The organism is Halopseudomonas yangmingensis (assembly GCF_900114825.1).
Taxonomy (GTDB): Bacteria; Pseudomonadota; Gammaproteobacteria; order Pseudomonadales; family Pseudomonadaceae; genus Halopseudomonas; species Halopseudomonas yangmingensis.
The window spans coordinates 179,669-206,266 of record NZ_FOUI01000004.1 but is presented as its reverse complement, the minus strand read 5'-3'; the positions used below and the strand labels follow the sequence as shown (position 1 = coordinate 206,266).

Here is a 26,598-nt window from a genome sequence, read left to right as displayed (position 1 = left end):
GTTAGTCGCCAAGCGGCTTACTTGACCCGTATCACTCACCAAACCGGGAAACGCGGATAGACTGCACAGAGACTCATTACAACATCGAGGTCACCATGCCGCTGCGCAACAAGACCCATCAATGGAATCTTGGCTACTTTTTCATTGCCTTTATGCTGCTGATGATTTTCCAGACCTGGTGGGCCAGCACCCAGGCCACCCGCAGCATTGCCTACAGTGAATTCCTCGAATTGCTCGATCGCCGTGCCATCGCTGATCTGGTGATAGGACCGGACACCATCGAAGGCCGCTACAACACGCCCGAGGGGCGTATCGAGCGATTTGTCACCCAGCGCGTCGAGCCCGAGCTGGCCGACCGGCTGGTACAGCACCAGATTGCCTTTCGTCACAAACCCGGCAATACCTTGCTGGCCTCGCTGTTGTCCTGGCTGCTGCCACTATTGCTGATTTTTGCCTTCTGGATGTTCATGTTCCGCAATATAGCCAACCGCCAGGGCATGGGCGGACTGGTAAATGTCGGCAAGACCCGGGCACGGGTGCTGGTGCAACGCGATACCGGCGTGACCTTTGATGACGTGGCCGGGATTGACGAGGCCAAGGCAGAATTGCAGGAAATCGTCTCCTTCCTCAAAGACCAGCCCAAATACAGTCGCCTTGGCGCACGCATTCCCAAGGGTATTCTGCTGGTCGGTCCACCCGGCACCGGCAAGACCCTGGTCGCCAAGGCCGTGGCCGGTGAAGCCGGCGTGCCATTCTTTTCGATTTCCGGCTCTGAGTTTGTGGAAATGTTCGTCGGCGTCGGTGCCGCACGGGTCCGCGACCTGTTCGAGCAGGCCCGTCAGGCAGCGCCCTGCATCATCTTTATTGACGAGCTGGATGCGCTGGGCAAGATGCGCGGCATTGGCCCGCTGGGTGGCAATGATGAAAAGGAGCAGACGCTCAACCAGTTGCTCGCCGAACTCGATGGCTTTGATCCACGTGAAGGCGTGGTGCTGCTGGCCGCCACCAACCGCCCGGAAATCCTTGATCCGGCGCTGATGCGTGCCGGTCGCTTTGATCGCCAGGTAGTGATTGACCGCCCCGACCGCAATGGCCGTGCCGCCATTTTGCGCGTTCACCTGCGGCGAATCGAGTTGGATCCGGCTCTTGATGTTGAGCAGATTGCCGCGATGACTGCCGGCTTCAGCGGTGCCGATCTGGCCAATCTGGTCAATGAAGCGGCTATTGTTGCCACCCGGCGCGGTGCCGAACGGGTCGGCATGGATGACTTCACCGCTGCCATTGAGCGCATTCTGGCGGGTGCCGAGCGCAAGGGCCGTTTGCTGCAACCGCATGAACGTGAAGTGGTGGCTTTCCATGAGATGGGCCATGCGCTGGCTGCCACCGCCCTCCCCGGCATGGATCCGGTGCACAAGGTGTCGATAGTACCGCGCTCGATCGGTGCGCTTGGCTACACCATGCAACGCCCCACCGAGGACCGTTTCCTGATCAGCCGGCAGGAGCTCAAGGACCGTCTGGTAGTGCTGCTCGCCGGGCGTGCTGCCGAACAGTTGGTATTCAATGAAATCTCAACCGGTGCGGCCGATGATCTGGCCAAGGTTACCGATATCGCCCGCCAGCTGGTGACCCGTTTTGGCATGAGCGAAGCCCTCGGCCAGGCGGTGTTTGAACGCCAGCACAGCCGTTACCTGGGCGACCAGGTGGTCAACACCACAGAAAAGGACTACTCGGAGAAAACCGCAGAGAAAATAGATCAGGCTGTGCGTGAACTGATTGACGAGGGCTATAACAGGGCTATGCAACTATTGAGAGAACGCCGCGATCTGCTGGATCAGGGGGCTCGTTTGCTGCTTGAGCAGGAAACCCTGACGCCCGAGGATTTTCCTGCATTGCAGCCTCGCAAGAGCTGATGATCACTGGCGGTTCGGCCGACGTCGCCCAGCGGTTACGACGTCGGCCGGGCTTTACCGGTCAGGCCAGTGCAGCCAACGCGGCATTGTAATCCGGCTCCTGACCGATTTCCGGAACCAGCTCGGCGTGCAGAATCTTGTCCTGCGCATCCAGCACCACCACCGCCCGCGCCGCCAGACCGGCCAGCGGACCCTCGGCCAGACGCACACCGTAGTCATCCAGGAAAGCCGCACCGCGCAAGGTCGACAGATTAATCACCTGCTCCAGCCCCTCGGCACCACAGAAACGCGCCTGGGCAAACGGCAGGTCAGCGGAAATGCACAGCACCACAGTGTTGTCCAGTTGACCAGCCTGCTGGTTGAACTGACGTACCGAGGTGGCACAGACCGGGGTGTCAATGCTGGGGAAGATATTCAGGATCTTGCGCTTGCCGGCAAAACTGGCAAGGCTGACATCACTCAGGTCCTTGGCAACCAGGGTAAAGCCCGGCGCCTGCTGTCCAACTGAAGGGAATGTGCCGGCGAGTTGAACTGGATTGCCGCGCAGGGTAACTGTGCTCATATTGCTTCCTCTCTGTTCTGTGGCAGCCCTGATGATCAGGGCTGTACCTGTGTTGATCCAAAATCAATACGGTAGAAGAAATCCAGTGAGCTGGCAAAGCCACTCACTGCTTCCAAATAAAGTCTGCGGGTCAGGTCATAGCGCAAGGCCAGCTGGTTGGCCGGTTCGAACACCCCCACGCCATACCTGAGGCTAAGCCTGTCAGTCAGATAGCCTGCAGCGACTACTTGAGTCATCAGGCCACTACCTTCGGTCTCCAACTGGAAATTTTCAATACCCAGTGTATTGGCAATATTTTGTGCAAGCGGCGCACTGCCAGCCATTCCGAGTGCCAGCGCAGCCTGACCCAGCATGTTTTCATCACCACCACCGGCGCCCAGAGGCCGCCCCAGAATCAGCCATGACAGGGCTTGCTCCTGGGCCATTGCCGGCTCGGAAAACACCTCGGATTGAGGGCTGTCAGCACGACCGGTCAGCCGCAATCCGGCAACCACATCACCGCTGGTACGAATTGCCTCGATATTCAAGAATGGCTGGGTGACCGGGCCGGCAAACAGTAGCTGGGCACGGCGCAGGGCCAGCCGCTGGCCGTAGCCGCGGTACTGTCCGTCAAGAATATTCAGATCACCGTTGGCGTTCAGGTTCTCCTGAACTTCCAGCTGACCGCTCAGGCGACCTTGTAGCCCGAATGCTGATAGCCGCAACTGGTCACCAATCAATAACTGCACACTGGCGCGAATATCCAGCGGGGTTGCGGTTACTGCAGCTTCCTCGCCAAGAATCACCACATCCGGTGACAGTTGTACCGCCGTTTCCGGCAGTTCCCGTACGTCGATATCCCCTTCGGGAATTGCGATCTGTCCGGTTACCGTCAGTTGCCCGTCATTAAGCCGTACACGCAGATCCGGACTGGCCAGCAGGCTGGCCCAGGGATCAACACGAACCGGCAACTGGTTGCCGTTCAATGTCATATTCATCTGTAACGCCTGCGACCAGTCAAAACGGCCACTCAGCCGGGCCTCTCCCTGATCGCCACTTTGCCAGCTACCGTCCAGCTCGGCCGACGCTTGCTGCAGGCGCAGACGCAGCTGCATTTGCTCCAGGCTGACCGGCAGACCGGCGCCACTTACATATCCGTCATCAAGCAATAAAACTCCATCCACAGCGGGTTCTTCAAGGGTCCCGGCGAGTCGGCCGCTGCCATTCAACTCACCACGCAGGCTGTCAACCAGTGGCAGGAATGGCTGAAGAACATCCAGACGCAAGCCTTCCAGTCGATAATCGCCGCTCAACTCCCGCCGTCCGGCCGGATCGCGCAGGTCCGCATTCACCTCCAGATGCCCCAGACTGTCACTGGACAGTCGCAATCGGTTGCGCGCCTGATCCGCCTGCAAGCGGCTGTCCAGTTCGAGTCGCTGGTAGGGCAAGCGCAGCGTACGCTCCTGCTCCAGCAGCTCGATGGCGCCCTCTTCGCTGCGCAGGTGAACATGGGCCTCCGGCGCGCTGCCACTGCGTTGCCTGAAGGACAGATCAGCCTGCAGCAGAGCATCCCAGTTGAAATCTTCCGGCAAAAGCTCAACCAGTGAACTCATCGGAAAATCACGCAGCGTGATCTGTAATGCCTGTTCCGGCGCAAGTTGCTGGTTGCCGTCAAAGCACAGACGAGCTTCCTGATGCTGCCAGCAATGGGCGGATAACTGCAGGCGGCCGTCGGCAGCCCGGTAATCAATCCGGGCCGGATCGCCAAGCTGCCACTCCATTTCGCCACTGGCCAGTAGCGCCTGGCGTAGCTCGCCAAGCCAACCCGACTCATGCCAACTGCCCGACAAAGCCAGCTGCAGGTCAGCCAGCCCGCGATCGAGCTCCAGATCCAGACGGTGTTCCGCCAGCTCTCCCCTGAGCTGCATGGAGAGATTACCAATACGGGTAGTACCCTGGGCAATTCGCAGTAGCTCAAGCGACAACTGACCTGGCAAACGCTGGTCAAGTTGTGCGTCTGCAATCAGCTGCAGGCGAGCCAGACGGGTATCAGCATAAGCCAGACGCCGGCCGTCCAGTCGAAGCTCCAGTCTGGGTGCGCTGGCGCCGCCAACCAAATCGGCACGCCCCTGCAACGTGCCGGCCAGTCCGGGCCATAGATTACCCAGTTGCGGCAGTTGTAAATCCAGTTCACCCCGAGCGTACGATTCATCCAGAGCAGACCAGCGTCCCTGCCCGGCAATACGGTTTTCGCCCTGGCGCAGCAGCAGATCATTGAGGATCCAGCGCCCCTCCTGGCTCTGCAACTGGCCTTCCAGCTGCAACGGCTGGTTACGCAGACGTCCGTCGATTCGCCAATCTGCACCCAGATCCAGAGCCTGGTTCTGCAATCGCCCCTGGGTGTTGATCTCGCCGCTCAATTGACCCGGCATCTGGGCCACGAACACACCCGGATCCAATGACTGCAATTGCAATAGCGCATCCCAGACAAGGCCTTCGGCAAACTCCAGGGTGGCCCTTCCCTGAAGACTTCCGGCAGCGGTAACCGCCTGCAACGCGGATAGATCCAGGCTGCTGTCGTTGCCAGTAAACACCAGATCCAGTTCTACCGCCTGCCCCGCTACGCCACTGAGTGTTGCTGCCAGATTTCCCTGATAGTCCATATTCTGTAGCTGCAGTTGCAGGTCGGCCTGTTGCAGGCTGATCGCTCCGGTGTCCTGCGGATACAGCCAGTACCAGGGAAAGGTCTGCTGTAATTGCAGTTGTGCTGTGCCCTGAAGCTGCTCGGCCCAGCCCAGCTGACCGTTCAGCTGCAACTGGCGTTCGGGCTGTTCCTCTACCTGCAAGAGCAACTCCAGCTCCGGCAGCCCCTGCAGGGTTGCCAGTCCGGACACTGCCATTGCCACTCCCCCGCCGCTGCCCGGCAGGCGGGCATCAGCCTGAATCCGGATGCCCTGCTGCATGTCGCCTTCAGCGTACAGTTTCAACCCTTCCAGCGTGAGGCCGGGGGGCAATTCCTGCAGCGCAAGAAAGGAGTCACTGTGCAGCGACAGCTGCACAGGAAAATGTTCATCCAGTGGTCGTACGGTTCCCTGCAAACGGGCGCTCAGATAGCCTTCACTCTGCACATCAACCGCCACCTCCGCAAGAGTGCCGGACAAGCGGAACCGCGCCTGTTGCGCGCGCTGATCAACCTCAGGCAGCTGCAGGTGCGCATCGAGGCGCAGCGGCCAGTCACCCTTGGTTCGCAGATCGGCATCCAGCTGCCAGGACAGATCCGGCCCCTGGCCGGCAAAGTGCTCTACCACCAACTGGTTGGCACTGGCATGCGCCTTCAACTCGACAGACTGCAATAGCGGCGGCTCGTCACCCAGTTGCAGGGCGCCAAGGGTGAACGACTCCAGACGTATGCCCAATGGCAAGTTGAGCTCCGGCAAGGCCAGAGGGGCAGTGTCTTCTGAGGCCTGCGTGTCCGGCAGCCAGACGTGCACATGCTCCATTGACAGTCTGTCGATACAGACTGTCAGCCCCCACAGGCATTCCGGTGCCCACTGAAACTGCAGATTCCGGACTGCCACTCGGGTGTCGCCATCATCCCAATGCAGCGTATCGAAACTCCAGCCACGCCAGAAGTGACCGTCGACAAACTCCATAGTCAGTTCTGGCTGTATACGCTGGACCTGCTCGAACAGCCAGCGGTTGACTGTTTCGCTGGCCAGCAACGCGAGGATCAGCAGCGGCACCAGCAATATCAACAGCAGGCCACGCACCAGTGATTTGAACAGAAAACGGATCACAGCTCAGGCCCCATCGAGAAGTGGATGCGAAACCCTTCATCGGCATCACTCAACGAACGAGCCAGATCAACCCGGATCGGACCCACCGGTGATACCCAGCGAAAACCGACACCCAGACTGGTTTTGCGGGCATCCAGCAATGAGTCCACTGCGTTGCCATGATCGACAAAACCGGCAGCTCGCCAGCCGGGCTTGAATTCATACTGGTATTCCAGACTGCCCGCTATCAGATAGCGTCCCCCTACCCGCTCGCCGCTGCTATCGGTTGGCGATAGTGTTCGGTAGTCATAACCCCGCACACTCTGGTCGCCACCGGCAAAGAAGCGCAACGAGGGCGGCACCTTGGCAAAACTGTTGCTGGCTATGCCCCCGACATTGCCTCTGGCCAGCAAGCGGTGACGCTCGTGCAAGGTATGCAGGAACTTGGCAGCCAGATTGGCTCGCACAAAATCAAAATCGGATATGACGCCCTCCTTGGCCCCCTGAACTTCAAGCAGCAGTGTGTGGCCATGACTGGGATCCACACCGCCACTGCTGCGTGTGCGCTGGAACGCCACACTGGGAATCAGCAAATGACTCCGTCCCGAGGTATTGCCCAGGCTGAATCGTTCCTGCTCATAGCGCAAGCCTATTACCCGTTCCCAACCTGAGCCGAGGCGTTTCTGTTGTTGCGCCCCCAGCGTCAGCGCCCGGCTTTCGGTATCGTCGATATCCTCATTGAGCAGACCAGTAAAAAACCGCAGGGAGCTGATATGCGGAGGGTTCAGGGGAAGCTGATACCAGGTCGACACTTTCTGACGCGGCGCTGACAGTTCGAACTCCGCGCCACGCGAGTGCCCCTCGGCATTCAGCCAGTGCTGGGTCCAGTTGGCACGCACGCGGGGCCCAACATCCGTGGAAAACCCGCCACCAAACCCCAGCGAATGAGGCTTGCGTGCGACCAGCATGGCCTGCACCGGAATCACGCCGTCCACAGCTTGACGGGCCGGGGCCGATACCTGAACCGATTCGAAATACCCGGTATTCAGCAAATCACGGTTGAGGGCGGCTATCTGATCAGAATCATAGGGAGCTCCCGATTCGAAGCCGACCATTCGTTGCAGCAGGCGTTCGCTGAACGGCGTCTCGCTGAACACCACATCTCCCAGGCGATAGCGTTCACCCGTCTGGTACAAGAGTTCGAGATTGGCACGGTTGCGCTGCGGGTCCACCTCGATACGCTGGCGGGTGAAATGCCCGGAGAAATAGCCGTAACGCAACGCCTGATTGGCAACCAGGGTCTTGTAGCTTTCGTAATGACCGTGATGCAGGATGGCGCCCTGACGCAACCGGGTGCCGGGCGGCAAGTCAAAGGCCTCGGTCCCGGCGCCTGGTCCTTCAAAGTTGATGTCCACCTGATCCAGCCGGGTTGGTTCACCGAGGGTAACTGTCAGTTGCAGCACCGGCGCGCCGTCACTGCCGGCCACCCTGGGCCGCACCTGGGTGTTGTAATAACCCAGCGCCTGTGCCGCCTGCTCGGCCTGGCGCACCGCATGCCGGGCCTGACGCCACATATCACGGCGGTTATCGGCCTTGAGTTCCCCGACAAACACCTCGATATTGCTTTTTACTCTCGCATTACGCGGCTCGACCAGCACTTCAAGTGCGGCCTGCAGTGCGGTGCTGGTACCCATCAGGGCGATCAACAGCAGTGGTCGCAGTGTCATGTTCAACCCTATCCATGGACCCTAAGGCCCGCATCCTGTGCAAGATGCTAACATGCGCAGACTCGCATCCGCTGAACGGATCAATTCAAATGTTGCAAGCCATGACAACCGGCTTGCCGTCTGACTCGGAACCATGCAATGAAGGTTATCTCTTTCAATATCAACGGGCTGCGCGCCAGACCCCATCAACTGTCGGAACTGGTGCAACGCCACGCACCGGATGTCATCGGCCTGCAGGAAACCAAGGTGGATGACCCGCAGTTCCCGCTGGCGGAGGTTGAGGCGCTGGGTTACCACGTCAATTTCCATGGCCAGAAAGGCCATTATGGCGTGGCGCTGCTGACCCGTGAGGCACCGCTGTGGGTTCAAAAGGGTTTCCCCGGGGATGACGATAGCGCACAAAAGCGCCTGATAGCGGCCAACATTCCCTGCGCCGACGGCGGTGAGCTGGTGGTAATCAACGGCTACTTCCCGCAAGGCGAAAGCCGTGACCATCCGATCAAGTTCCCGGCCAAGCAACGCTTCTATGCCGACTTGCAGGACTGGCTGGAAAGCCGCTTCTCGCCAGAGCAGCGGCTGCTGGTGATCGGTGACCTGAACATCTCACCCGAGGACAGCGATATCGGCATTGGCCCCGACAATGCCAAACGCTGGCTGCGCACCGGCAAGTGCAGCTTTCTGCCGGAGGAGCGCGAGTGGCTTGGACGCCTGAAGCACTGGGGGCTGGTTGACAGTTTCCGTCACCTCAACCCGGACAGCGCCGACCGCTTCAGCTGGTTCGACTACCGTAGCCGTGGTTTCGAGGATCACCCCAAACGCGGCCTGCGCATCGACCTGATCATGGCCAGTCGCGGGTTGATTGGGCACTGTGTGTCCAGCGATATCGACTACCAGATTCGCGGCATGGAAAAGCCTTCGGACCATGCCCCGGTGTGGGCCGAATTCGAACTGTAATAGTGGCTGCGCCCGTCAATGACGGGCGCAGCCTGCTCAGGCCAGCTCTTCCTCGGGCAACTCCAGCACCAGTTGATCATCACGCAGGCTCACATGCACTGTGCCGCCCTGCTCCGCCAGACTGCCGAACAGGATCATCTCCGCCAGCGGCCGCTTGATACGGTCCTGGATCAGACGCGCCATTGGCCGCGCGCCCATCTGCGGGTCATAGCCATGCTCGGCCAGCCAGTTGCGCGCCTGCTCGTCGACATCCAGCAGCACATGCTTGTCCTCCAGTTGCGCCTGCAGTTCAGTAAGAAACTTGTCGACCACAAACTTGATGCTGTCGTGGGACAGGCGGCCAAACTGGATGATCGTATCCAGGCGGTTGCGGAACTCCGGCGAGAAACCCTTGCGAATCGCTTCCATGCCATCCGTGCTGTGGTCCTGATGGGTGAACCCGATCGAGGCCCGGCTCATGCTTTCAGCACCGGCATTGGTGGTCATGACGATGATCACATTGCGGAAATCCGCCTTGCGTCCATTGTTGTCGGTCAGGGTGCCGTGGTCCATCACCTGCAACAGCAGGTTGAACACCTCGGGGTGGGCCTTCTCGATCTCGTCCAGTAACAGCACGCAGTGCGGACTCTTGGTGATGGCCTCGGTCAACAGGCCGCCCTGATCAAATCCCACATAGCCCGGCGGCGCACCGATCAGCCGTGACACGGTATGCCTCTCCATGTACTCCGACATGTCGAAGCGCACCAGCTCGATGCCCAAACTTTTGGCCAACTGGCGGGTTACCTCGGTCTTGCCGACCCCGGTAGGTCCGGCAAACAGGAAGGAGCCGACCGGCTTGTCGGCCGTCTTGAGTCCGGCCCTGGACAGCTTGATAGCCGTCGACAACGCCTCGATCGCTTCATCCTGACCGAACACCACCAGTTTCAGGTCACGCTCGAGGTTGCGCAGCAGTTGCTTGTCACTGGTGGATACATGCTTGGGTGGCACCCGCGAGATCTTCGCCACTATCGCCTCGATCTCGGCCACATCGATCTGCTTGACCCGCAACTCCTCCGGCAGCAGACGCTGGTAGGCACCCGCCTCGTCAATCACATCGATGGCCTTGTCCGGCATATGCCGGTCATTGATATAGCGTGCTGCCAGTTCGGCAGCCGCGCGCAGTGCCTCATCGCTATAGGCGATCTGGTGATGCTCTTCAAAGCGCCCCTTGAGGCCACGCAGGATCTGAATGGTATCGCTGACCGAGGGCTCGACCACATCGACCTTCTGGAAACGCCGTGCCAGCGCGCGATCCTTCTCGAAAATACCGCGAAACTCCTGAAAGGTGGTGGAGCCTATACAGCGTATTTCACCCGAAGAGAGCATCGGCTTGAGCAGATTGGAGGCATCCATAACCCCACCAGATGCCGCACCAGCACCAATAATGGTGTGGATCTCATCAATGAAAAGAATGGCTTGCGGGCGTTTCTTGAGAGCCTTCAGCAAGGATTTGAGTCGCTTCTCGAAATCGCCGCGGTACTTGGTGCCAGCCAGCAAGGCGCCCAGATCCAGCGCGTAGACTACCGCCTGCGACAGCACTTCCGGTACCTCACCATCCACGATGCGTTTGGCCAGCCCCTCGGCAATCGCCGTCTTGCCGACCCCGGCCTCACCTACCAGCAAGGGGTTGTTCTTGCGCCGGCGCACCAGTATCTGAGCGACCCGCTCCACCTCGTCAGCCCGGCCAATCAGCGGATCAATCCGTCCCTGCCGGGCCTCGGCGTTAAGGTCTGTGGCATAAGCTTCAAGCGGGTCTGCTCCGGCAACGGCTTCCCCGCCCTCCTCATCAGCGCCCTCAGCACCGGCCTGAGGCGCAGCATCGCTGTCCCCGGCAACCCTGGAAATGCCATGGGAAATAAAGTTCACAACATCGATACGCGCGATATTCTGCTGACGCAAAAAGAACACCGCCTGACTTTCCTGCTCGCTGAAAATCGCCACCAGCACATTGGCACCGCTGACTTCGTTCTTGCCGGAACTCTGCACATGAAAAACAGCACGTTGCAGAACCCGCTGAAAGCCCAGAGTTGGCTGGGTTTCACGATCGCCGTCATGCACCGGTATCAGCGGTGTGGTCGAGTCAATAAATTCGGTCAATTCCCGGCGCAACCGTGCCAGGTCGGCACCGCAGGCTCGCAGTACCGCCAAGGCCGACTGGTTATCCAGCAGCGCCAGCAGCAAATGCTCGACCGTCATGAACTCATGACGCTTGTTGCGCGCGTCCTTGAAGGCCAGGTTCAGCGTAATTTCGAGTTCTCTGTTGAGCATGTCGCCACCTCACATAGCAGTACCGCTGCGTTTACTCTTCCCGTTCGATCTGGCACATCAGCGGATGCTGGCATTCCCGCGCGTGGTCGGTTACCTGTGCTGCCTTGGTTTCCGCGATGTCCTTGCTGTAAATGCCGCAGACCGCTCTACCTTCAGTATGGACCCTGAGCATGACTTGTGTAGCCGCTTCACGGGTCATGGAAAAAAAACCTTCCAGTACTTCGACAACAAAATCCATCGGAGTGTAATCATCGTTAAGCATGATTACCTTGTAACGCGCCGGCGGCTTCAGTCTGGGCTCGACGGTTCCGGTGGCAAGATCGTGATCATGCTGGGGTATCTCATCCTCACCCATCGCAAGCCGCGGCAAAACCGACAAAACCGCACCGGATTCAGACTGTGCACCAGTGCACAGCTTGGCACAGGCAACCTTGACTTGCTCTCGATCAATGTTAAAAAGTCTGTTCAAGTTCATGGAGACGCTCATTCGTCATTTCAACCCAAGGCGCATATGATGCGCCATAAAACCATCACGCCATCAGGCAGTTTACAGAAGGATATTGTATGAAAAACGGCAAGGTAAAATGGTTCAACAATGCCAAAGGCTATGGATTCATTGTGGCTGACGACCAGAATGAAGATCTGTTTGCCCACTATTCGGCAATCCAGATGGATGGCTATCGTACATTGCGCGCTGGTCAGCCTGTCCGCTTTGAAATCGTCAAGGTCGACAGTGGGCTGCACGCCGTCAACATCCAATCTGCCGAGCAAGCTGCTACCAACAGCAGCGAATTCTGAGCCAGCAAGGCAATTCTCGCACAAACGACAAGGCCGGCGAATGCCGGCCTTGTCGTGTGATGCTGCTGGCGGGGATCAACCCATTGCAGCGATCACATCCTGACCAAACTCGGAGCACTTGCGCAGCTTGGCGCCTTCCATCAGGCGCTCAAAGTCATAGGTTACAGTCTTGTTGGCAATAGCGCCGTTGACACCCTTGATGATCAGATCCGCCGCCTCGGTCCAGCCCATGTGACGCAGCATCATCTCGGCCGAGAGGATCACCGAACCCGGGTTAACCTTGTCCAGGCCAGCATACTTGGGTGCAGTACCATGGGTCGCTTCGAACATCGCCACATCGTCGGACAGGTTGGCGCCCGGTGCGATACCAATACCACCCACTTCAGCCGCCAGTGCGTCGGACAGGTAGTCACCGTTCAGGTTCAGGGTAGCGATCACGTCGTACTCAGCCGGGCGCAGCAGGATCTGCTGCAGCATGGCGTCAGCAATCACATCCTTGACCACGATGGTCTTGCCGGTATTCGGGTTCTTGAACTGCATCCACGGGCCGCCGTCCAACAACTCGGCAGCGAACTCGTCACGGGCAATTTCGTAACCCCAATCCTTGAAGGCACCTTCGGTGAACTTCATGATATTGCCCTTGTGCACCAGGGTCACCGAACTGCGATCGTTGTCCACCGCATATTGCAGGGCCTTGCGTACCAGACGCTTGGTGCCCGCTTCAGAGACCGGCTTGATGCCGATACCGCACATGTCGGTAAAGCGGATCTTGGTGACGCCCATTTCCTCGGTGAGGAACTTGATGATTTTTTCTGCCTCGGGCGAACCGGCCTTCCACTCAACACCCGCGTAGATGTCTTCAGAGTTTTCGCGGAAGATCACCATATCAACGTCACCGGGCTTTTTCACCGGGCTCGGCACGCCTTCGAACCAGCGAACCGGACGCTGGCACACGTACAGATCCAGCTGTTGACGCAGGGCTACGTTCAGCGAACGGATACCACCACCTACCGGCGTGGTCAGCGGGCCCTTGATGGACACTACATAATCCTTGACCGCATGCAGGGTTTCTTCCGGCAGCCAGGTGTCCTGGTCATAGACCTGGGTGGCCTTCTCGCCGGCATAAACTTCCATCCAGGAAATCTTGCGCTTGCCGGCATACGCCTTGGCAACCGCGGCGTCGACCACATCAATCATCACCGGGGAGATATCGACACCGATGCCGTCACCTTCGATAAAAGGGATGATCGGATTGTCGGGCACATTCAGGGACAGGTCAGCATTGACGGTAATTTTGTCGCCGTCAGCCGGCACCTGGATCTTTTGGTATCCCATGTTTGACTCCGTAACCTTGTCGTTGTCGTGAAAGAAGCGCAATGGGCGACGGGTAATCGCCGGTCGCGCATCCAGATAATTCCTGGGTCATGCAGGCTTAAATCATGTAGTTTTGCTACAGAGAGACCCGAATTCATGACTTTTCCGCCATGCAAAATAGCCGCTTAACATCGTGCTGGCAAGTCCCGTAGCCTTATTACTTTAGTAGAAGAGCCAGGGCATTGACGACTCGAGCACCACATGTATGGGTACGCCACAATGTAGTGACACTACATACCCGCTACATATCCGCAAGCTTCGCAATAGCGCCGATAACGATGGCACACTATTGTCGTTTTTACCCTGATCAAGATCATTTCCGGAGGTGTCCTTGCGCTTTCTTCCGCACGTTACCGTGGCCACACTGATCGAACGTAATGGCCGCTTTCTGCTGGTCGAGGAGTTACGTGACGGCCGACGGGTGATCAACCAGCCGGCCGGCCATCTGGAAGCCGATGAAAGCCTGCCCGAGGCCGCCGTGCGCGAGGTGCTGGAAGAAACCGGGTGGCAGGTCGAGCTGACCGGCGTAGTCGGCATATACCTGTTCCGCGGCGCCGATGGTGTCACCTACCATCGAACCTGTTTTGCCGCACGACCTCTACAGCATCTGCCCGATCACCCGCTGGACAGTGGTATCATTCGAGCTCTGTGGCTGACGCCCGACGAGCTGGCCGAGCACCAATCAGCGTTGCGCAGCCCGCTAGTATTGCAATGCGTTCACGACTACCTGCAAAAACCCATCTACCCACTGGATCTGATTCGCTGACATGAGTTCATTCGCCAGCCAACCGCCCAGCCAGACCCGCGTGATCGTCGGTATGTCCGGCGGGGTCGACTCCTCGGTGTCCGCCGCCCTGCTGCTGGAGCAGGGCTATCAGGTCGAAGGCCTGTTCATGAAGAACTGGGACGAGGATGACGGCACCGAATACTGCACGGCAATGACAGATCTGGCCGACGCCAGTGCGGTGGCCGAGCGTCTCGGCATCAAGCTGCACACCGCCAACTTCGCCGCCGAATACTGGGACAATGTGTTCGAGCATTTCCTCGCCGAATACAAGGCCGGCCGCACGCCGAATCCGGATATCCTGTGTAACCGGGAAATCAAGTTCAAGGCGTTCCTCGACTATGCACTGATGCTCGGCGCCGACCTGATTGCCACCGGACATTACTGCCGGCGCACCGACCGCGACGGCCAGACCCTGCTGCTGCGCGGCATCGACAACAACAAGGACCAAAGCTATTTCCTGCATGCGGTCAGCGGCGAGCAGATAGCCCGCACACTGTTTCCGGTGGGCGAACTGGAGAAGCCGGAAGTCCGCCGGATTGCCGAGAAATACCAGCTGGCCACGGCAAAAAAGAAGGACTCCACCGGTATCTGCTTTATCGGTGAGCGACGCTTCAGCGATTTCCTCAAGCAGTATTTGCCCGCCCAGCCCGGCGATATCGAAACCACCGACGGCAAGGTCATCGGCCGCCACCATGGCCTGATGTACCACACCATCGGCCAACGTCAGGGGCTGGGTATCGGTGGCCTGCAGGGCGCCAGTGACGAACCCTGGTATGTGTTGCACAAGAACCTTGAGCGCAACGTACTGGTGGTTGGCCAGGGCAACGAGCACCCCTGGCTGTTTTCCTCGGCACTCGAGTGCTCGCATATCTGGTGGGTCAACCCTGTCGAACTGGCTCAACCACGCCGCCTGACCGCCAAGGTCCGCTACCGGCAGAGCGATCAGCAGTGCACCCTGGAACGTACCGCCAGCGGTTACCGGGTCAGCTTCGACCAGCCACAACGCGCAGTCACACCCGGCCAGTCAGTGGTGTTCTATGACGGCGACATCTGTCTGGGTGGCGGTGTGATTGAAACCGCCATAGCCGCCAACCGGGAGAGCTGCGCATGACCAAATGGGAACAGCAGGCACTCGCCCTTGGCGGGGTCTTCAATGCCGCCGTGCTGGTGGACAAGCTGGCGCGCAGCGGACAGCTGGCAGAAAATCCCGCGTCATGCATGGTCTACAGCATTCTCGAACGCTCACCGGACGATGCACTGGCAGTCTACGGTGGCAGCCACCACCAGATCCGACAGGGCTTGCAGGCGCTTGAGGCAATGCTGGCGCGCGATAGCGCCGCCTTGCAGCGTGACGCGCTGCGTTACAGCATGAGTCTGCTGCTGCTGGAGCGGCAACTGGCCAAAAGTGACGACCTGCTCAGCGTACTCGGTCAGCGTCTGCAGCAGGTGCAGAGCCAGGTCGAGCATTTCGGCGTACTGCATGACAATGTCTGGGCTTCCCTGGGCAGCACCTATCAGGACACCCTGAGCACTTTCAAGCTGCGCATCCAGGTGCAGGGCGACATGCGCTACCTGCAACAGCCGGACATTGCCAACCGCATTCGCGGTCTGCTGCTGGCCGGCATCCGTTCAGCCCGCCTCTGGCGTCAGCTGGGTGGGCATCGCTGGCATCTGCTGATCTATCGCCGACGGCTGCTGGAAGCAGTGCGCTCGGTGCTGAATGGCTGAACTCTCGCGCAGCGACCACCCCCGACAGGGCGCCCTGCTGCTAGCCCTGTCGGCGTTGCTGTTCGCCATTATGGGCGTGCTGATCCGCGAGGTCTCCAGCGGCGTCAACAACGAGACCGTGGTGTTCTTCCGCAATCTGGTTGGCGTGTTCTACTTTCTGCCGATGATCCTGCTGCGCGGTTTCCAGCCGTTCCGTACCCAGCGGCTCGGCAATCACTTTCTGCGCACCTTCTATGGTCTGGGTGCGATGTACTGCTTCTTCTACGCCATCGCCCACCTGCCACTGGCCGACGCCATGGTATTCACTTACGCCGCTCCGGTGTTTACGCCGTTACTGGCATGGTGGTGGCTGCGCGAGAGCCTGACCCCGCGCATGATGTTTATGGTATTGCTCGGCTTCGCCGGAGTGTTGCTGGTGGCCAAACCGACAGGTGCATTGTTCGATCCCAAGGGGTTGATCGGTATTGGTGCCAGTCTGCTGGCGGCCTGTGCCTTTGTCTCGATCCGCGCCATGAGCGATACCGAGCCAGCCAGCCGCATCGTTTTCTACTTCTCCAGTTTTTCCGCGCTGCTGTCGTCGATCCCGTTGATCTGGGCCTGGCAGCCACTGACCCTGGAACAGGTATTGCTGCTGATCGGTGTCGGTCTGGTGGCCACCACCAGCCAGTTGGTCATGTCCCGCGCTTACGCCCTGGCGCCGCCAGGCAAGATAGGCCCGTTCAGCTATCTGGCCATTGTGTTTTCCGGGTTGTTTGCCTGGCTGCTCTGGCAGGAAGTACCTGGACTCTCCTCCTGGATCGGCGCCCTGCTGATTTTCTTCTCCACCCTGCTCAGCATCAGCCAGTCATCCGGACGCTCAAGCAAAGGCTGATCAATTGCACAGCATCTTCGGAGCGTGGCAACCGATCAGCTGTTCCGGACCGTCGATGCCCTGGATGGGCATCGCCGAGCTTACATGGACGTATTTACAGCGTGTCCGGAACAGCTGATCGGTTGGCACGCTGACACGGCAGCTCTTTGCTCAGCACTTTCTCACAAGCCGTCTGACTGGTGTATCATCTGGCGTTTTTCCGCCCGACCACTGACGAGTACGCCCATGCAACTGTCCTCCCTGACCGCCGTTTCCCCGGTAGATGGCCGCTATGGCAGCAAGACTTCCAGCCTGCGCAGCATTTTCAGCGAATACGGCCTGATCCGTTTTCGCGTTGAAGTCGAGGTGCGCTGGCTGCAGTGCCTGGCCGCACACCCGGGCATCCCCGAGATCGGCCCGTTCTCGGTCGAGGCCAATGCCCTGCTCGACGCCCTGGTCAGCGACTTCAAGCTGGAGTACGCCGAGCGCATCAAGGACATCGAGCGCACCACCAACCACGACGTCAAGGCGGTGGAATACCTGCTCAAGGAACAGGTCGCCGGCCTGCCGGAGCTGCACAAGGTCAACGAGTTCATTCATTTCGCCTGTACCAGCGAGGACATCAACAACCTGTCCCATGCGCTGATGCTGCGCGCCGGTCGTGATCAGGTGGTACTGCCGCTGATGCGCCGTATCCTCGAAGAAATCCGCAACCTGGCCCACCAGCACGCCGATGTCCCGATGCTCTCGCGCACCCACGGCCAGCCGGCCTCGCCGACCAGCATGGGCAAGGAACTGGCCAATGTGGCCTACCGCCTGCAGCGCCAGATCGCCCAGATCGAGGCCATTCCGTTGCTGGGCAAGATCAACGGTGCAGTCGGCAACTACAACGCTCACCTGTCGGCCTATCCGCAGGTCGACTGGGAAGCCAATGCCCGCCAGTTTATCGAAACCACCCTGGGCCTGGACTTCAACCCCTACACCACACAGATCGAACCGCATGACTACATCGCCGAGCTGTTCGATGCGGTAGCGCGCTTCAACACCATCCTGATTGATTTCGATCGCGACATCTGGGGCTACATCTCCCTCGGCTACTTCAAGCAGAAGACCGTAGCCGGCGAGATCGGCTCGTCGACCATGCCGCACAAGGTCAACCCGATCGACTTCGAAAACTCCGAAGGCAACCTTGGCATCGCCAACGCGGTCATGCAGCATCTGGCCAGCAAGCTCCCCATTTCACGCTGGCAGCGCGACCTGACCGACTCCACAGTGCTGCGTAATCTCGGCGTTGGCTTCGCCCACAGCCTGATTGCCTACGAATCAACTCTTAAGGGAATCAGCAAGCTGGAGATCAATACGCATAGATTGGCTGAAGATCTGAACAACTGCTGGGAAGTGCTGGCCGAGCCGATCCAGACGGTCATGCGCCGCTATGCCGTCCCTAACGCCTATGAAAAGCTCAAGGAGCTGACTCGCGGCAAGGGTATTACCCCCGACGCGCTGCTGGGCTTTGTCGATGCTCTGGAAATTCCCGAGCAAGCCAAGGCCGAACTGAAGGCGCTAACCCCGGCCAGCTATCTGGGCAACGCCATTGACCAGGCCAAACGGATCTGAACCGACCATGACCATCAGCAGCTTGCTCGGCGGCATGAGTCCGGAACAGTTTCTGCGTGACTACTGGCAGAAGAAACCGCTGCTGATCCGTCAGGCAATCCCTGGCTACCAGAGTCCGATCACGCCCAACGAGCTGGCCGGACTCAGCCTCGAGGAAGATATCGAGTCACGCCTGATCCTCGAGCACGGCAGCCACCCCTGGGAGCTGCGTCGCGGCCCGATGGCCGAGGACGCCTTTCAGGACCTGCCTGAGCGCGACTGGACCCTGTTGATTCAGGCGGTCGACCAGATAGTGCCGGAGCTATCCGAGCTGATGCGCGAATTCAGCTTCCTGCCGCACTGGCGCAAGGACGACCTGATGATCAGCTATGCGGTGCCCGGCGGTAGTGTTGGCCCGCACTACGACAATTACGATGTCTTCCTGCTGCAGGCCGAAGGCCACCGGCGCTGGAAACTGGGGCAACGCTGTGACGACCACAGCCCGCTGTTGGAGCACCCGGACCTGCGCATCCTGCAGGATTTCGAGCAAACTGATGAATGGGTGCTGGAACCCGGCGACATGCTCTACATACCGCCGGGTATTGCCCACTGGGGAATAGCCGAAGACCACTGCATGACCTTCTCGGTCGGCTTTCGCGCACCCAGCCACGCCGAAATCCTGCTGCATTACACCGATTACGCCAGTCAGCAACTGGGCGACAGTCAGCGCTACAGCGACGCCGATGCAACGCCTTGCGACGACCCATCACGGATCGACGAAGCCAGTATCGACCGCCTGCAAGCGATACTGCGCCCCTTGCTGGAAGACCGCGAAGCGCTGGCCGCCTGGTTTGGCCGGCACATGACCGAAGCGCGTTACCCGGAACTGTTGAATCCCGCTGAAATCGACCCGCAAGACCTGCTGCAATACCTGCAATCAGGTGGTGCTCTGCTGCGCCATCCGTCAGCACGACTGGCCTGGCATCAGGGCCGCGACGACCTGAAACTCTTTGCCACCGGCGAACATTGCATACTCCCCACTTCACTGTTGCCGCTGGTTCAACTAGTCTGCAATGAGGACTGGCTGGACGCCGACAGACTGCTGCCCTGGCAGGCTGACCCGCAAGCCATGACGCTGCTTGTCCAGCTGCTGGGCAAGGGTGACCTGCTGATGGAGAGCGAAGACGATGAAGGATGTGCAGATTGAACTGGTCGACTGGCGTGATTGCCCGGCGCTGCGCGATATCCGTACCCGGGTATTTGTCGAGGAACAGCAGGTACCTGCAGAATTAGAGTGGGATGATCAAGACGCCACTGCCACCCATTTTCTGATGACCGTCGACGGTCAGTCTGTCGGCACTGCCAGACTGCTTGCGGATGGGCATATCGGCAGGGTGGCCATACTGCCCCAATGGCGTGGCAATGGCTACGGACTGCAACTGATGCGCGCCGTGATAGAGCACGCCCGTCAGAGCGGTATGCAGTCGCTGGAATTGTCGGCGCAAACCCAGGCAATCCCTTTTTACACCCGCCTTGGCTTCGCTGCCGAAGGCGATGAATACATGGAAGCGGGCATTGCTCACCGCCACATGGTCTGGCAGGACACGCCTGAACCTGGCGAACTGCCTCCGATAGAGTTCACCTCACCTGGCCAGTTCAGCATCCACAACCCGGACATTCCGGAACGCCCACGACACACCAGCGAACTGCCCTTCAAACTCGGCGACTACCGCGAAGCACTGGAAATAAACGAGGACAACGCCCTCGAACATGCCTGCAATCTGGCCCTGCAGGCCCAGCGCAGCCTGCTGGTGTATGCCCCTGACCAGGCCGGCTGGCTATTCCAGCAGCGCAGTTTTATCGACTGTTGTGAGCAACTGATCGCCCGCCAGCCGCGCTGCAAGGTACGCTTCCTGCTGCACGAAGTGCGCGACGAGTTTCTGCGCGGGCACAGCCTGCTGTATCTGATGCACCGATTCCCCAGCACCTGCGAGATCCGCCGCCAGCACCCTGATCTTCCCCGCGAGCCACAGATCTATTTGCTGGTCGACAGCGAAGGTATCCTGCTACTGCCTCGCCCACAGCCACGCGAAGGCTTTGTCCGCTATCACAGCCCTGATCAGGTCAAACGCTGGTCGGCCAGTTTCAATGAGCTATGGGACAGCAGCCTGACCGATCCTGCCCTGCGCCGGTTTATGCTATGAAAGCCTTGGCATTGTTGTTGACACTATTCTGGACAGTCACTGTTCAGGCGAGTCTGAGCAGCATCGAACTCAGCTACAACAGTGCAGAAGACCTGCTGCCGGCCATCCAGCCACTACTACAGGACAACGAACGCATTTCCGGCCACGGCAATCTGCTGCTGCTGAATGCCCCTGAGCAGCGTCACGCTGAGATACTGGCACTGATCAGGCAGCTTGACCGTCCCGCAAGGCGTCTACGCATCAGTGTGATCAACGACAGCAACCAGATGCAAAGTAGCAGCGGCTATCGAATTGACGGCAGTACCGACAGCAATCCGCAAGTAATCATCGGCCAGCCTCGCCAAAACACCAATGAAGCACGCATTATCCGCCGCCAGACCCTGGGCAGCGGAACAGGTACGCGCCAGATCCTCGCCAGCGAAGGCCGCCCGGTACTTATCCATAGCGGCCAGAGCGTGCCACTGACCAGCATCAGCACCGACCAATATGGTCGCCCTCAGATCAACACCGAATACCGTGATGCCCTGCAAGGCTTCTATGCTACGGTTCGACTGCACGGCAGCACCGCCAGTATCGACATAGAAACCCGACAGGACAGTGTCAACCAAGGCCGCCCCGGCACCATTGACATGCAACGCAGCAACACCCGAGTCAGCGTCCCGCTGGGGCAATGGGTTACCATCGGCAATCTCGACGACAGCGGACGCGACCGCGAATCCGATATTGGTCGGCGGATCAGCACGCGCAACCAGCAAAACACCAGCATACGTCTGATGGTGGAGGCTCTGGACTGAGGCTCGCGGCCTGTAGTCAGAGAAAAAAACCACTACATGCAATTGACTTCCGACGCAACTCGGCCCATCATTGCCCCGCTCCCGCATACCAGAGGCTCCTATGAACCTCCGGATCGGCTCCGAAACCAAAGGACCGATGCGTGTCTCGACAGCCCAGAAGGCGGTTTGACAAGGTGGCGACTGGAACGAAAGTTGTCCTGAGGGACGGGGAAGCGATTCAAACGTATCAGCCTGCATGACGGGTTCAGCCAGCCCGGCACCCGGTCGACAGCGACCAGCCGGTGGCACAGTCATCACCTGTTCGTCACAGCCCCCCTTCTGAACGGTCTGCGTTCTCCAGTTGTCACCTTCACATCAGCCATCAGGGCCTAGTCCGCGCCACGGGATCAGGGCCACGAATCGTGCTCAACCAAACGCAAACCTTGAAGGATTGACCATGTCAGCTTACCAAAACGACATCAAAGCAGTTGCCGCACTGAAAGAGCAATATGGCAGCAGCTGGAGCGCCATCAACCCGGAATCCGTCGCCCGTATGCGCGCCCAGAACCGCTTCAAGACCGGCCTGGAAATCGCTCAGTACACTGCCGACATCATGCGCAAGGACATGGCTGAGTACGACGCCGACTCCTCTGTATACACCCAGTCGCTGGGTTGCTGGCACGGCTTCATCGGTCAGCAGAAGCTGATCTCGATCAAGAAGCACCTGAAGACCACCAACAAGCGTTACCTGTACCTGTCCGGCTGGATGGTTGCGGCCCTGCGTTCCGACTTCGGCCCGCTGCCCGACCAGTCGATGCACGAGAAGACCGCTGTTTCCGACCTGATCGAAGAGCTGTACACCTTCCTGCGTCAGGCTGACAGCCGTGAACTGGATCTGCTGTTCACTGCTCTGGACGCCGCTCGCGAAGCTGGCGATACCGCCAAGGCTGCTGAAATCCAGAATCAGATCGACAACTACGAAACCCACATCGTACCGATCATCGCCGACATCGACGCCGGCTTCGGCAACCCGGAAGCTACCTACCTGCTGGCCAAGCGCATGATCGAAGCAGGCGCTTGCTGCATCCAGATCGAAAACCAGGTATCCGACGAGAAGCAGTGTGGTCACCAGGATGGCAAGGTAACCGTTCCGCATGCCGACTTCCTGGCCAAGATCGCTGCCGTTCGTTACGCCTTCCTTGAGCTGGGTATCGACAACGGCGTCATCGTTGCCCGTACTGACTCCCTGGGCGCTGGTCTGACCAAGCAAATCGCTGTAACCAATGAGCCTGGCGACCTGGGTGACCTGTACAACTCCTTCCTGGATTGCGAAGAAGTCTCCCCTGCCGACCTGAGCAACGGTGATGTGATTCTGAACCGTGAAGGCAAGCTGCTGCGTCCCAAGCGTCTGCCGTCCAACCTGTTCCAGTTCCGCGCTGGCACTGGCGAAGACCGCTGCGTACTGGACTGCATCACCAGCCTGCAAAACGGCGCTGACCTGCTGTGGATCGAAACCGAGAAGCCGCACGTTGGCCAGATCAAGGCCATGGTTGACCGCATCCGCGAGGTCATCCCGAACGCCAAGCTGGTGTACAACAACAGCCCGTCGTTCAACTGGACCCTGAACTTCCGTCAGCAGGTGTTTGATGCCATGGTCGCCGAAGGCAAGGATGTTTCTGCCTACGACCGCGCCAACCTGATGAGCGTCGACTACGACGACAGCGAACTGGCTCAGGTTGCTGACGAGAAGATCCGCACCTTCCAGCGTGACGGTTCGGCCCATGCCGGCATCTTCCACCACCTGATCACCCTGCCGACCTACCACACTGCCGCACTGTCGACCGACAACCTGGCCAAGGGCTACTTTGCCGACCAGGGCATGCTGGCCTACGTGAAGGGTGTTCAGCGCCAGGAAATCCGTCAAGGTATCGCCTGCGTCAAGCACCAGAACATGGCTGGTTCCGACATCGGCGACAACCACAAGGAATACTTCGCCGGCGAAGCCGCGCTGAAGGCAAGTGGCAAGGACAACACCATGAACCAGTTCGGCTGATAGCTGACTGATTCACAGGTGTTACCGGAAAGGCCGCCCTCGGGCGGCCTTTTTCATGTAAGGGTTTTTCTGTCGGCAGGCATGAGAAATACAGCGGACTGGCGTACAATGCGCCCTGCCCAAACACCCCGCAGGCCGGCAGTACGGCAACGCCTGCCAGGCTTACGATTACAGGTTCCGATTTCGCATGGCTCGTCTAAACCTTGTCTTCCCGGAAGACCAGTTCTACTTCACTACCCAGCTTACCGTCCGCATCACCGACATCAACGCCGGTCGTCATCTGGCCAACGACTCGATGATTTCGATGATTTCAGAAGCCCGCGCACGTTTTCTTTACCAGTTTGGCATTGAAGAAGTAAGCGTGAACGACACAGGCATCATAGTCACCGACCTGGCAACCACCTACAAACAGGAAGCCTTTGCCCGTGACAAACTGGTGTTCGAAGTCGGCCTGATGGATTTGAACCGTTATGGCGGGGATATTATTTTCCGTATCAGCAAGGCTGACAGCGGCGAACTGGTTGCACTGGCGAAATCAGGATTCGTTTTCTACGACTTTACTACCAGCAAGGTTGCCCCCATGCCCGATGACTTTCGTGTTCGCTTCCCCGGCGTCAACAACATTGAGCACTGAAAACTGGAATTAGCGCTTTTAAGGACACAAAAAAGCCGGCCCATTGGGCCGGCTTTTTTATTCAAAGCAAGGTATCAGCGAACCTGAACCTTGGCTTCAACTTCCGCTTCAACACGGCGGTTCATGGCGCGACCGGCGTCAGTAGCGTTGTCTGCGATCGGGCGAGCTTCGCCATGACCAACAGCGCTGACACGGGAAGCGTCAACACCTTCAGCAATCAGAGCCTGACGCACAGCGTTGGCACGACGCTCGGACAGACGCTGGTTGTATACGTCAGAACCGACGGAGTCAGTGTGACCTTCAACAGTGGTGGTGACCGACGGATAGGTCTTCATGAACTCAGCCAGGCTCTGGATGTCCTGACGGAACTCAGGGCGGATGCTGTCACGATCGAAATCGAACTTCACATCCAGCTCAACGCGAACAGCCTGCATCTGCGGCTCAGGCTGGGGAGCCGGTGCCGGAGCAACAACCGGAGCCGGTGCAGGCTCGGCAGCCGGAGCAGCCTTGCCACCAAAGTTCAGGCCCAGGCCTACGCCAGCCATCCACTCAGTGTTGCTGTGGTCGAAACCGTAAGCTACGTCAACACCGGCCTTCAGGAAGAAGTTCTCGTTCAGGTAGTTCTTCACACCGAAACCGGCCAGCGCCATGGTGGTGCGATCACGGTTGCTCTTGCCAACCTGATCCAGCTCCTGGTGAGCCAGGCCACCGGAAACGTACGGACGGAAATTACCTTCACCGAAGTGATATACAGCTTCAACGTGCGACAGACGACCGTCGATATCTTCACGCTTGTTGTCAGCGCCAAAGCGCTCTTCGGTGCGCAGGTTACGGTAAGTACCCAGGCCAACATTCAACAGCACGTCATCGGTCAGGTAATAACCAATAGCGCCGCCCACCAGGGCGCCGTCGTTCAGGTCACGGAAGCTGTCGGTGAAGTAGCGCTTGGCAAAGGCTTCAACTTCGACGCTGCCGGCAGTCTGAGCCATGACAGGCATGGTGGAGGCTGCCAGGGCAGCACCAACAACGAGACCCACAGTGTTTTTCAGTTTCATATAATTCCCCATATTATCCATAAGGATGGTGGTTACACCTGTAACTCGGCGTTCATTATAGCAAAAATTTAACAAGCGCAACAAAACTATTCACTAAAAGGGTTGCCCAATTGGTCGCGAAGTTTATCAAGCGCACGTTTGTAGCGCATTTTGGTGGCGCTTAGCCCCAAATGCATAATCTCTGCAATTTCCTGAAACTCCAACTCCGCCACAAAGCGCAGTACCAGAATTTCCCGGTCAATCGGATTCACGTTAACCAGCAGAGCATCCAGCCCCTTGCTGGCCGCGGGTATCGACTCTCGGGGCTGTACAACCTCTTCCTGTGGATCAAGCGACAGCGCATCCAGCAGGCGCCGTTTGCGCTTCTCCTTGCGATACTGGGTAATACACTCATTATAGGTGATGCTGTACAGCCAGGTCTTGAAACGTGACTTGCCCTCGAAGTTACGAAGACCGTGCAGAACTTTCAGCATGACTTCCTGGGTTACATCGTCGGCATCTCGCTCATTACCCAGATATCGTGCACACACATTGAACAAGGTACGCTGATAGCGCCGCATCAGCTCCTCGTAGGCCAGCGTGGTGTGCAGTAATTCATGGCGCGCCCGCTCCACGAGCTCCTCATCACTGAGCTCGCGGGGATTATAGCGATTGCGTGTGAGGGCCGATTCGGACACTGGAGTTACCTGGTGCCACGCTCTTCAGCGTGACACCTGCCGGTTAATCAGGCTGCGATTGGATACCGAGACAATCTGGCCTTCGTCGGTAAGCAACTGGGTCTTGACCGTGCCGATCTCCTCGATCACTCCTTCCAGCTCATCAACACGGATGCGATCGCCGACTGTGTAGATCTCCCGCACATAGACACCGGCAATGATTTCCGCGACCAGTTCGCGGCTACCAAGCCCGAGCGCCAATGCCGCCGCCGCGCCAAAGGACACCAGTACAATGGCAATCACGGTATTCAGCAGTGCAGTTTCAATCTGCAACTGGCCAATCACCAGCGATACCGTGATGATGACCAGCAAGCCCTGCACAAAGCGCCCGACACCGGCGGCATAGTCGATCCCCATGCCTTCGGCTGCACCCTTGACCACCCCGTTCGCCAGATGCGACAAAAGCAAGCCGGCCAGCAGGATCAGCGCCGCGCCAAACACCTTGGGCAAATACAGGGTAAAGGCATCCAGCGTTGCGGAAACCCGCCCGAGCCCGAGGGTCTCGGCAGCGGACACAACAAAGGTCAGCACAACAAACCAGTAGATGATCTTGCCAACCAGTGCCGACACCGGCATACGTATACCGATTCTGGCCAGCAGCCGGGTAACACCAGCGCCAGCCATCAACCGATCCAGCCCCAGCTTGGCCAGCCCCTTACCGAGTACCGCATCAAGCACGCGGGCAATGACAAAGCCCAGCAGCACAATAAACAGCGCTGCCAGCAGATCGGGTATGAAAGAAGCAATTTTTGACCACAGGGTGGTCATCGCATTGATAAAGCTTTGTCCCCAGCTATTCAGTTCCATATCGATTC

22 protein-coding genes are annotated in these 26,598 nt (G+C 58.8%); 13 read left to right on the top strand and 9 right to left on the bottom strand.

Going from position 1 to position 26,598, the window contains the following annotated elements:
* Window positions 1-95: 95 nt before the first annotated feature.
* Window positions 96-1,910 (top strand): ATP-dependent zinc metalloprotease FtsH, encoded by a 1,815-nt coding sequence (gene ftsH / locus BMZ23_RS06275; RefSeq protein ID WP_093474182.1) that lies wholly within the window; start codon window positions 96-98, stop codon window positions 1,908-1,910.
* Between the two features lie 61 nt (window positions 1,911-1,971).
* On the opposite strand, the gene tpx is transcribed toward ftsH, so the two are convergent.
* From tpx to BMZ23_RS06260, 3 genes are read right to left on the bottom strand one after another with little or no spacing between them, the layout of a single operon-like run.
* Window positions 1,972-2,472, bottom strand: coding sequence for a thiol peroxidase (gene tpx / locus BMZ23_RS06270; protein ID WP_093474179.1), 501 nt, complete (start codon window positions 2,470-2,472; stop codon window positions 1,972-1,974).
* 35 nt (window positions 2,473-2,507) lie between these two features.
* Window positions 2,508-6,248 carry a translocation/assembly module TamB domain-containing protein gene (locus tag BMZ23_RS06265; RefSeq protein WP_093474176.1) on the bottom strand — a complete coding sequence of 1,247 codons (3,741 nt, stop codon included), beginning with the start codon at window positions 6,246-6,248 and terminating at the stop codon, window positions 2,508-2,510.
* On the bottom strand, window positions 6,245-7,954 hold the full coding sequence (locus tag BMZ23_RS06260; RefSeq protein WP_093474173.1) for an autotransporter assembly complex protein TamA: 1,710 nt from the start codon (window positions 7,952-7,954) through the stop codon (window positions 6,245-6,247). The genes BMZ23_RS06265 and BMZ23_RS06260 overlap by 4 nt, the downstream gene beginning before the upstream one ends.
* A 138-nt stretch (window positions 7,955-8,092) precedes the next feature.
* On the opposite strand from BMZ23_RS06260, the gene xthA reads away from it, so the two are divergent.
* Entirely contained in the window at window positions 8,093-8,908 is an 816-nt protein-coding gene (xthA, locus tag BMZ23_RS06255) for an exodeoxyribonuclease III (RefSeq protein WP_093474170.1), read from the top strand.
* 36 nt (window positions 8,909-8,944) lie between these two features.
* Here the strand turns inward: xthA and clpA are convergent, their stop codons facing one another.
* Together clpA and clpS are read right to left on the bottom strand one after the other, a co-directional pair.
* Complete coding sequence (gene clpA / locus BMZ23_RS06250) at window positions 8,945-11,215, bottom strand: ATP-dependent Clp protease ATP-binding subunit ClpA (protein ID WP_093474167.1); 2,271 nt, start codon at window positions 11,213-11,215, stop codon at window positions 8,945-8,947.
* Window positions 11,216-11,246: 31 nt separating this feature from the next.
* Window positions 11,247-11,570, bottom strand: coding sequence for an ATP-dependent Clp protease adapter ClpS (clpS, locus tag BMZ23_RS06245; RefSeq protein WP_093474281.1), 324 nt, complete (start codon window positions 11,568-11,570; stop codon window positions 11,247-11,249).
* A gap of 209 nt (window positions 11,571-11,779) precedes the next feature.
* Here clpS and cspD point away from each other — a divergent pair, with 209 nt between their 5' ends.
* Entirely contained in the window at window positions 11,780-12,013 is a 234-nt protein-coding gene (cspD, locus tag BMZ23_RS06240; protein ID WP_093474164.1) for a cold shock domain-containing protein CspD, read from the top strand.
* 75 nt (window positions 12,014-12,088) lie between these two features.
* On the opposite strand, the gene icd is transcribed toward cspD, so the two are convergent.
* The gene (gene icd / locus BMZ23_RS06235) at window positions 12,089-13,348 is read right to left on the bottom strand and encodes an NADP-dependent isocitrate dehydrogenase (RefSeq protein WP_093474161.1); all 1,260 of its coding nucleotides are present in this window, start codon (window positions 13,346-13,348) and stop codon (window positions 12,089-12,091) included.
* Window positions 13,349-13,718: 370 nt separating this feature from the next.
* Here icd and BMZ23_RS06230 point away from each other — a divergent pair, with 370 nt between their 5' ends.
* From BMZ23_RS06230 to BMZ23_RS06185, 10 genes are all read left to right on the top strand, one after another.
* A complete protein-coding gene (locus tag BMZ23_RS06230; RefSeq protein WP_093474158.1) occupies window positions 13,719-14,153 on the top strand; it encodes an NUDIX hydrolase in 435 nt (144 codons plus the stop codon).
* A 1-nt stretch (window position 14,154) separates the two neighbouring features.
* A complete protein-coding gene (gene mnmA, locus BMZ23_RS06225) occupies window positions 14,155-15,285 on the top strand; it encodes a tRNA 2-thiouridine(34) synthase MnmA (protein WP_093474155.1) in 1,131 nt (376 codons plus the stop codon).
* Entirely contained in the window at window positions 15,282-15,902 is a 621-nt protein-coding gene (gene hflD, locus BMZ23_RS06220) for a high frequency lysogenization protein HflD (RefSeq protein WP_093474153.1), read from the top strand. The genes mnmA and hflD overlap by 4 nt, the downstream gene beginning before the upstream one ends.
* Complete coding sequence (locus tag BMZ23_RS06215) at window positions 15,895-16,773, top strand: DMT family transporter (protein WP_093474151.1); 879 nt, start codon at window positions 15,895-15,897, stop codon at window positions 16,771-16,773. The genes hflD and BMZ23_RS06215 overlap by 8 nt, the downstream gene beginning before the upstream one ends.
* A gap of 225 nt (window positions 16,774-16,998) precedes the next feature.
* Window positions 16,999-18,369, top strand: coding sequence for an adenylosuccinate lyase (gene purB, locus BMZ23_RS06210; RefSeq protein WP_093474148.1), 1,371 nt, complete (start codon window positions 16,999-17,001; stop codon window positions 18,367-18,369).
* A gap of 7 nt (window positions 18,370-18,376) precedes the next feature.
* Window positions 18,377-19,555, top strand: coding sequence for a ribosomal protein uL16 3-hydroxylase (locus BMZ23_RS06205; protein WP_093474146.1), 1,179 nt, complete (start codon window positions 18,377-18,379; stop codon window positions 19,553-19,555).
* Window positions 19,536-20,552 (top strand): GNAT family N-acetyltransferase, encoded by a 1,017-nt coding sequence (locus BMZ23_RS06200; protein ID WP_093474143.1) that lies wholly within the window; start codon window positions 19,536-19,538, stop codon window positions 20,550-20,552. The genes BMZ23_RS06205 and BMZ23_RS06200 overlap by 20 nt, the downstream gene beginning before the upstream one ends.
* Entirely contained in the window at window positions 20,549-21,346 is a 798-nt protein-coding gene (locus BMZ23_RS06195) for a secretin N-terminal domain-containing protein (RefSeq protein WP_093474140.1), read from the top strand. The genes BMZ23_RS06200 and BMZ23_RS06195 overlap by 4 nt, the downstream gene beginning before the upstream one ends.
* Before the next feature lie 436 nt (window positions 21,347-21,782).
* A complete protein-coding gene (locus BMZ23_RS06190) occupies window positions 21,783-23,378 on the top strand; it encodes an isocitrate lyase (RefSeq protein ID WP_093474137.1) in 1,596 nt (531 codons plus the stop codon).
* Window positions 23,379-23,565: 187 nt separating this feature from the next.
* The gene (locus BMZ23_RS06185; RefSeq protein WP_093474134.1) at window positions 23,566-24,012 is read left to right on the top strand and encodes an acyl-CoA thioesterase; all 447 of its coding nucleotides are present in this window, start codon (window positions 23,566-23,568) and stop codon (window positions 24,010-24,012) included.
* 74 nt (window positions 24,013-24,086) lie between these two features.
* Here BMZ23_RS06185 and BMZ23_RS06180 read toward each other — a convergent pair whose 3' ends face one another.
* From BMZ23_RS06180 to BMZ23_RS06170, 3 genes are all read right to left on the bottom strand, one after another.
* Complete coding sequence (locus tag BMZ23_RS06180; RefSeq protein WP_093474131.1) at window positions 24,087-25,067, bottom strand: OmpA family protein; 981 nt, start codon at window positions 25,065-25,067, stop codon at window positions 24,087-24,089.
* An 86-nt stretch (window positions 25,068-25,153) separates the two neighbouring features.
* Entirely contained in the window at window positions 25,154-25,744 is a 591-nt protein-coding gene (gene sigX, locus BMZ23_RS06175) for an RNA polymerase sigma factor SigX (RefSeq protein WP_093474128.1), read from the bottom strand.
* A gap of 24 nt (window positions 25,745-25,768) precedes the next feature.
* Entirely contained in the window at window positions 25,769-26,590 is an 822-nt protein-coding gene (locus BMZ23_RS06170; protein WP_093474125.1) for a mechanosensitive ion channel family protein, read from the bottom strand.
* Between the last annotated feature and the right edge of the window lie 8 nt (window positions 26,591-26,598).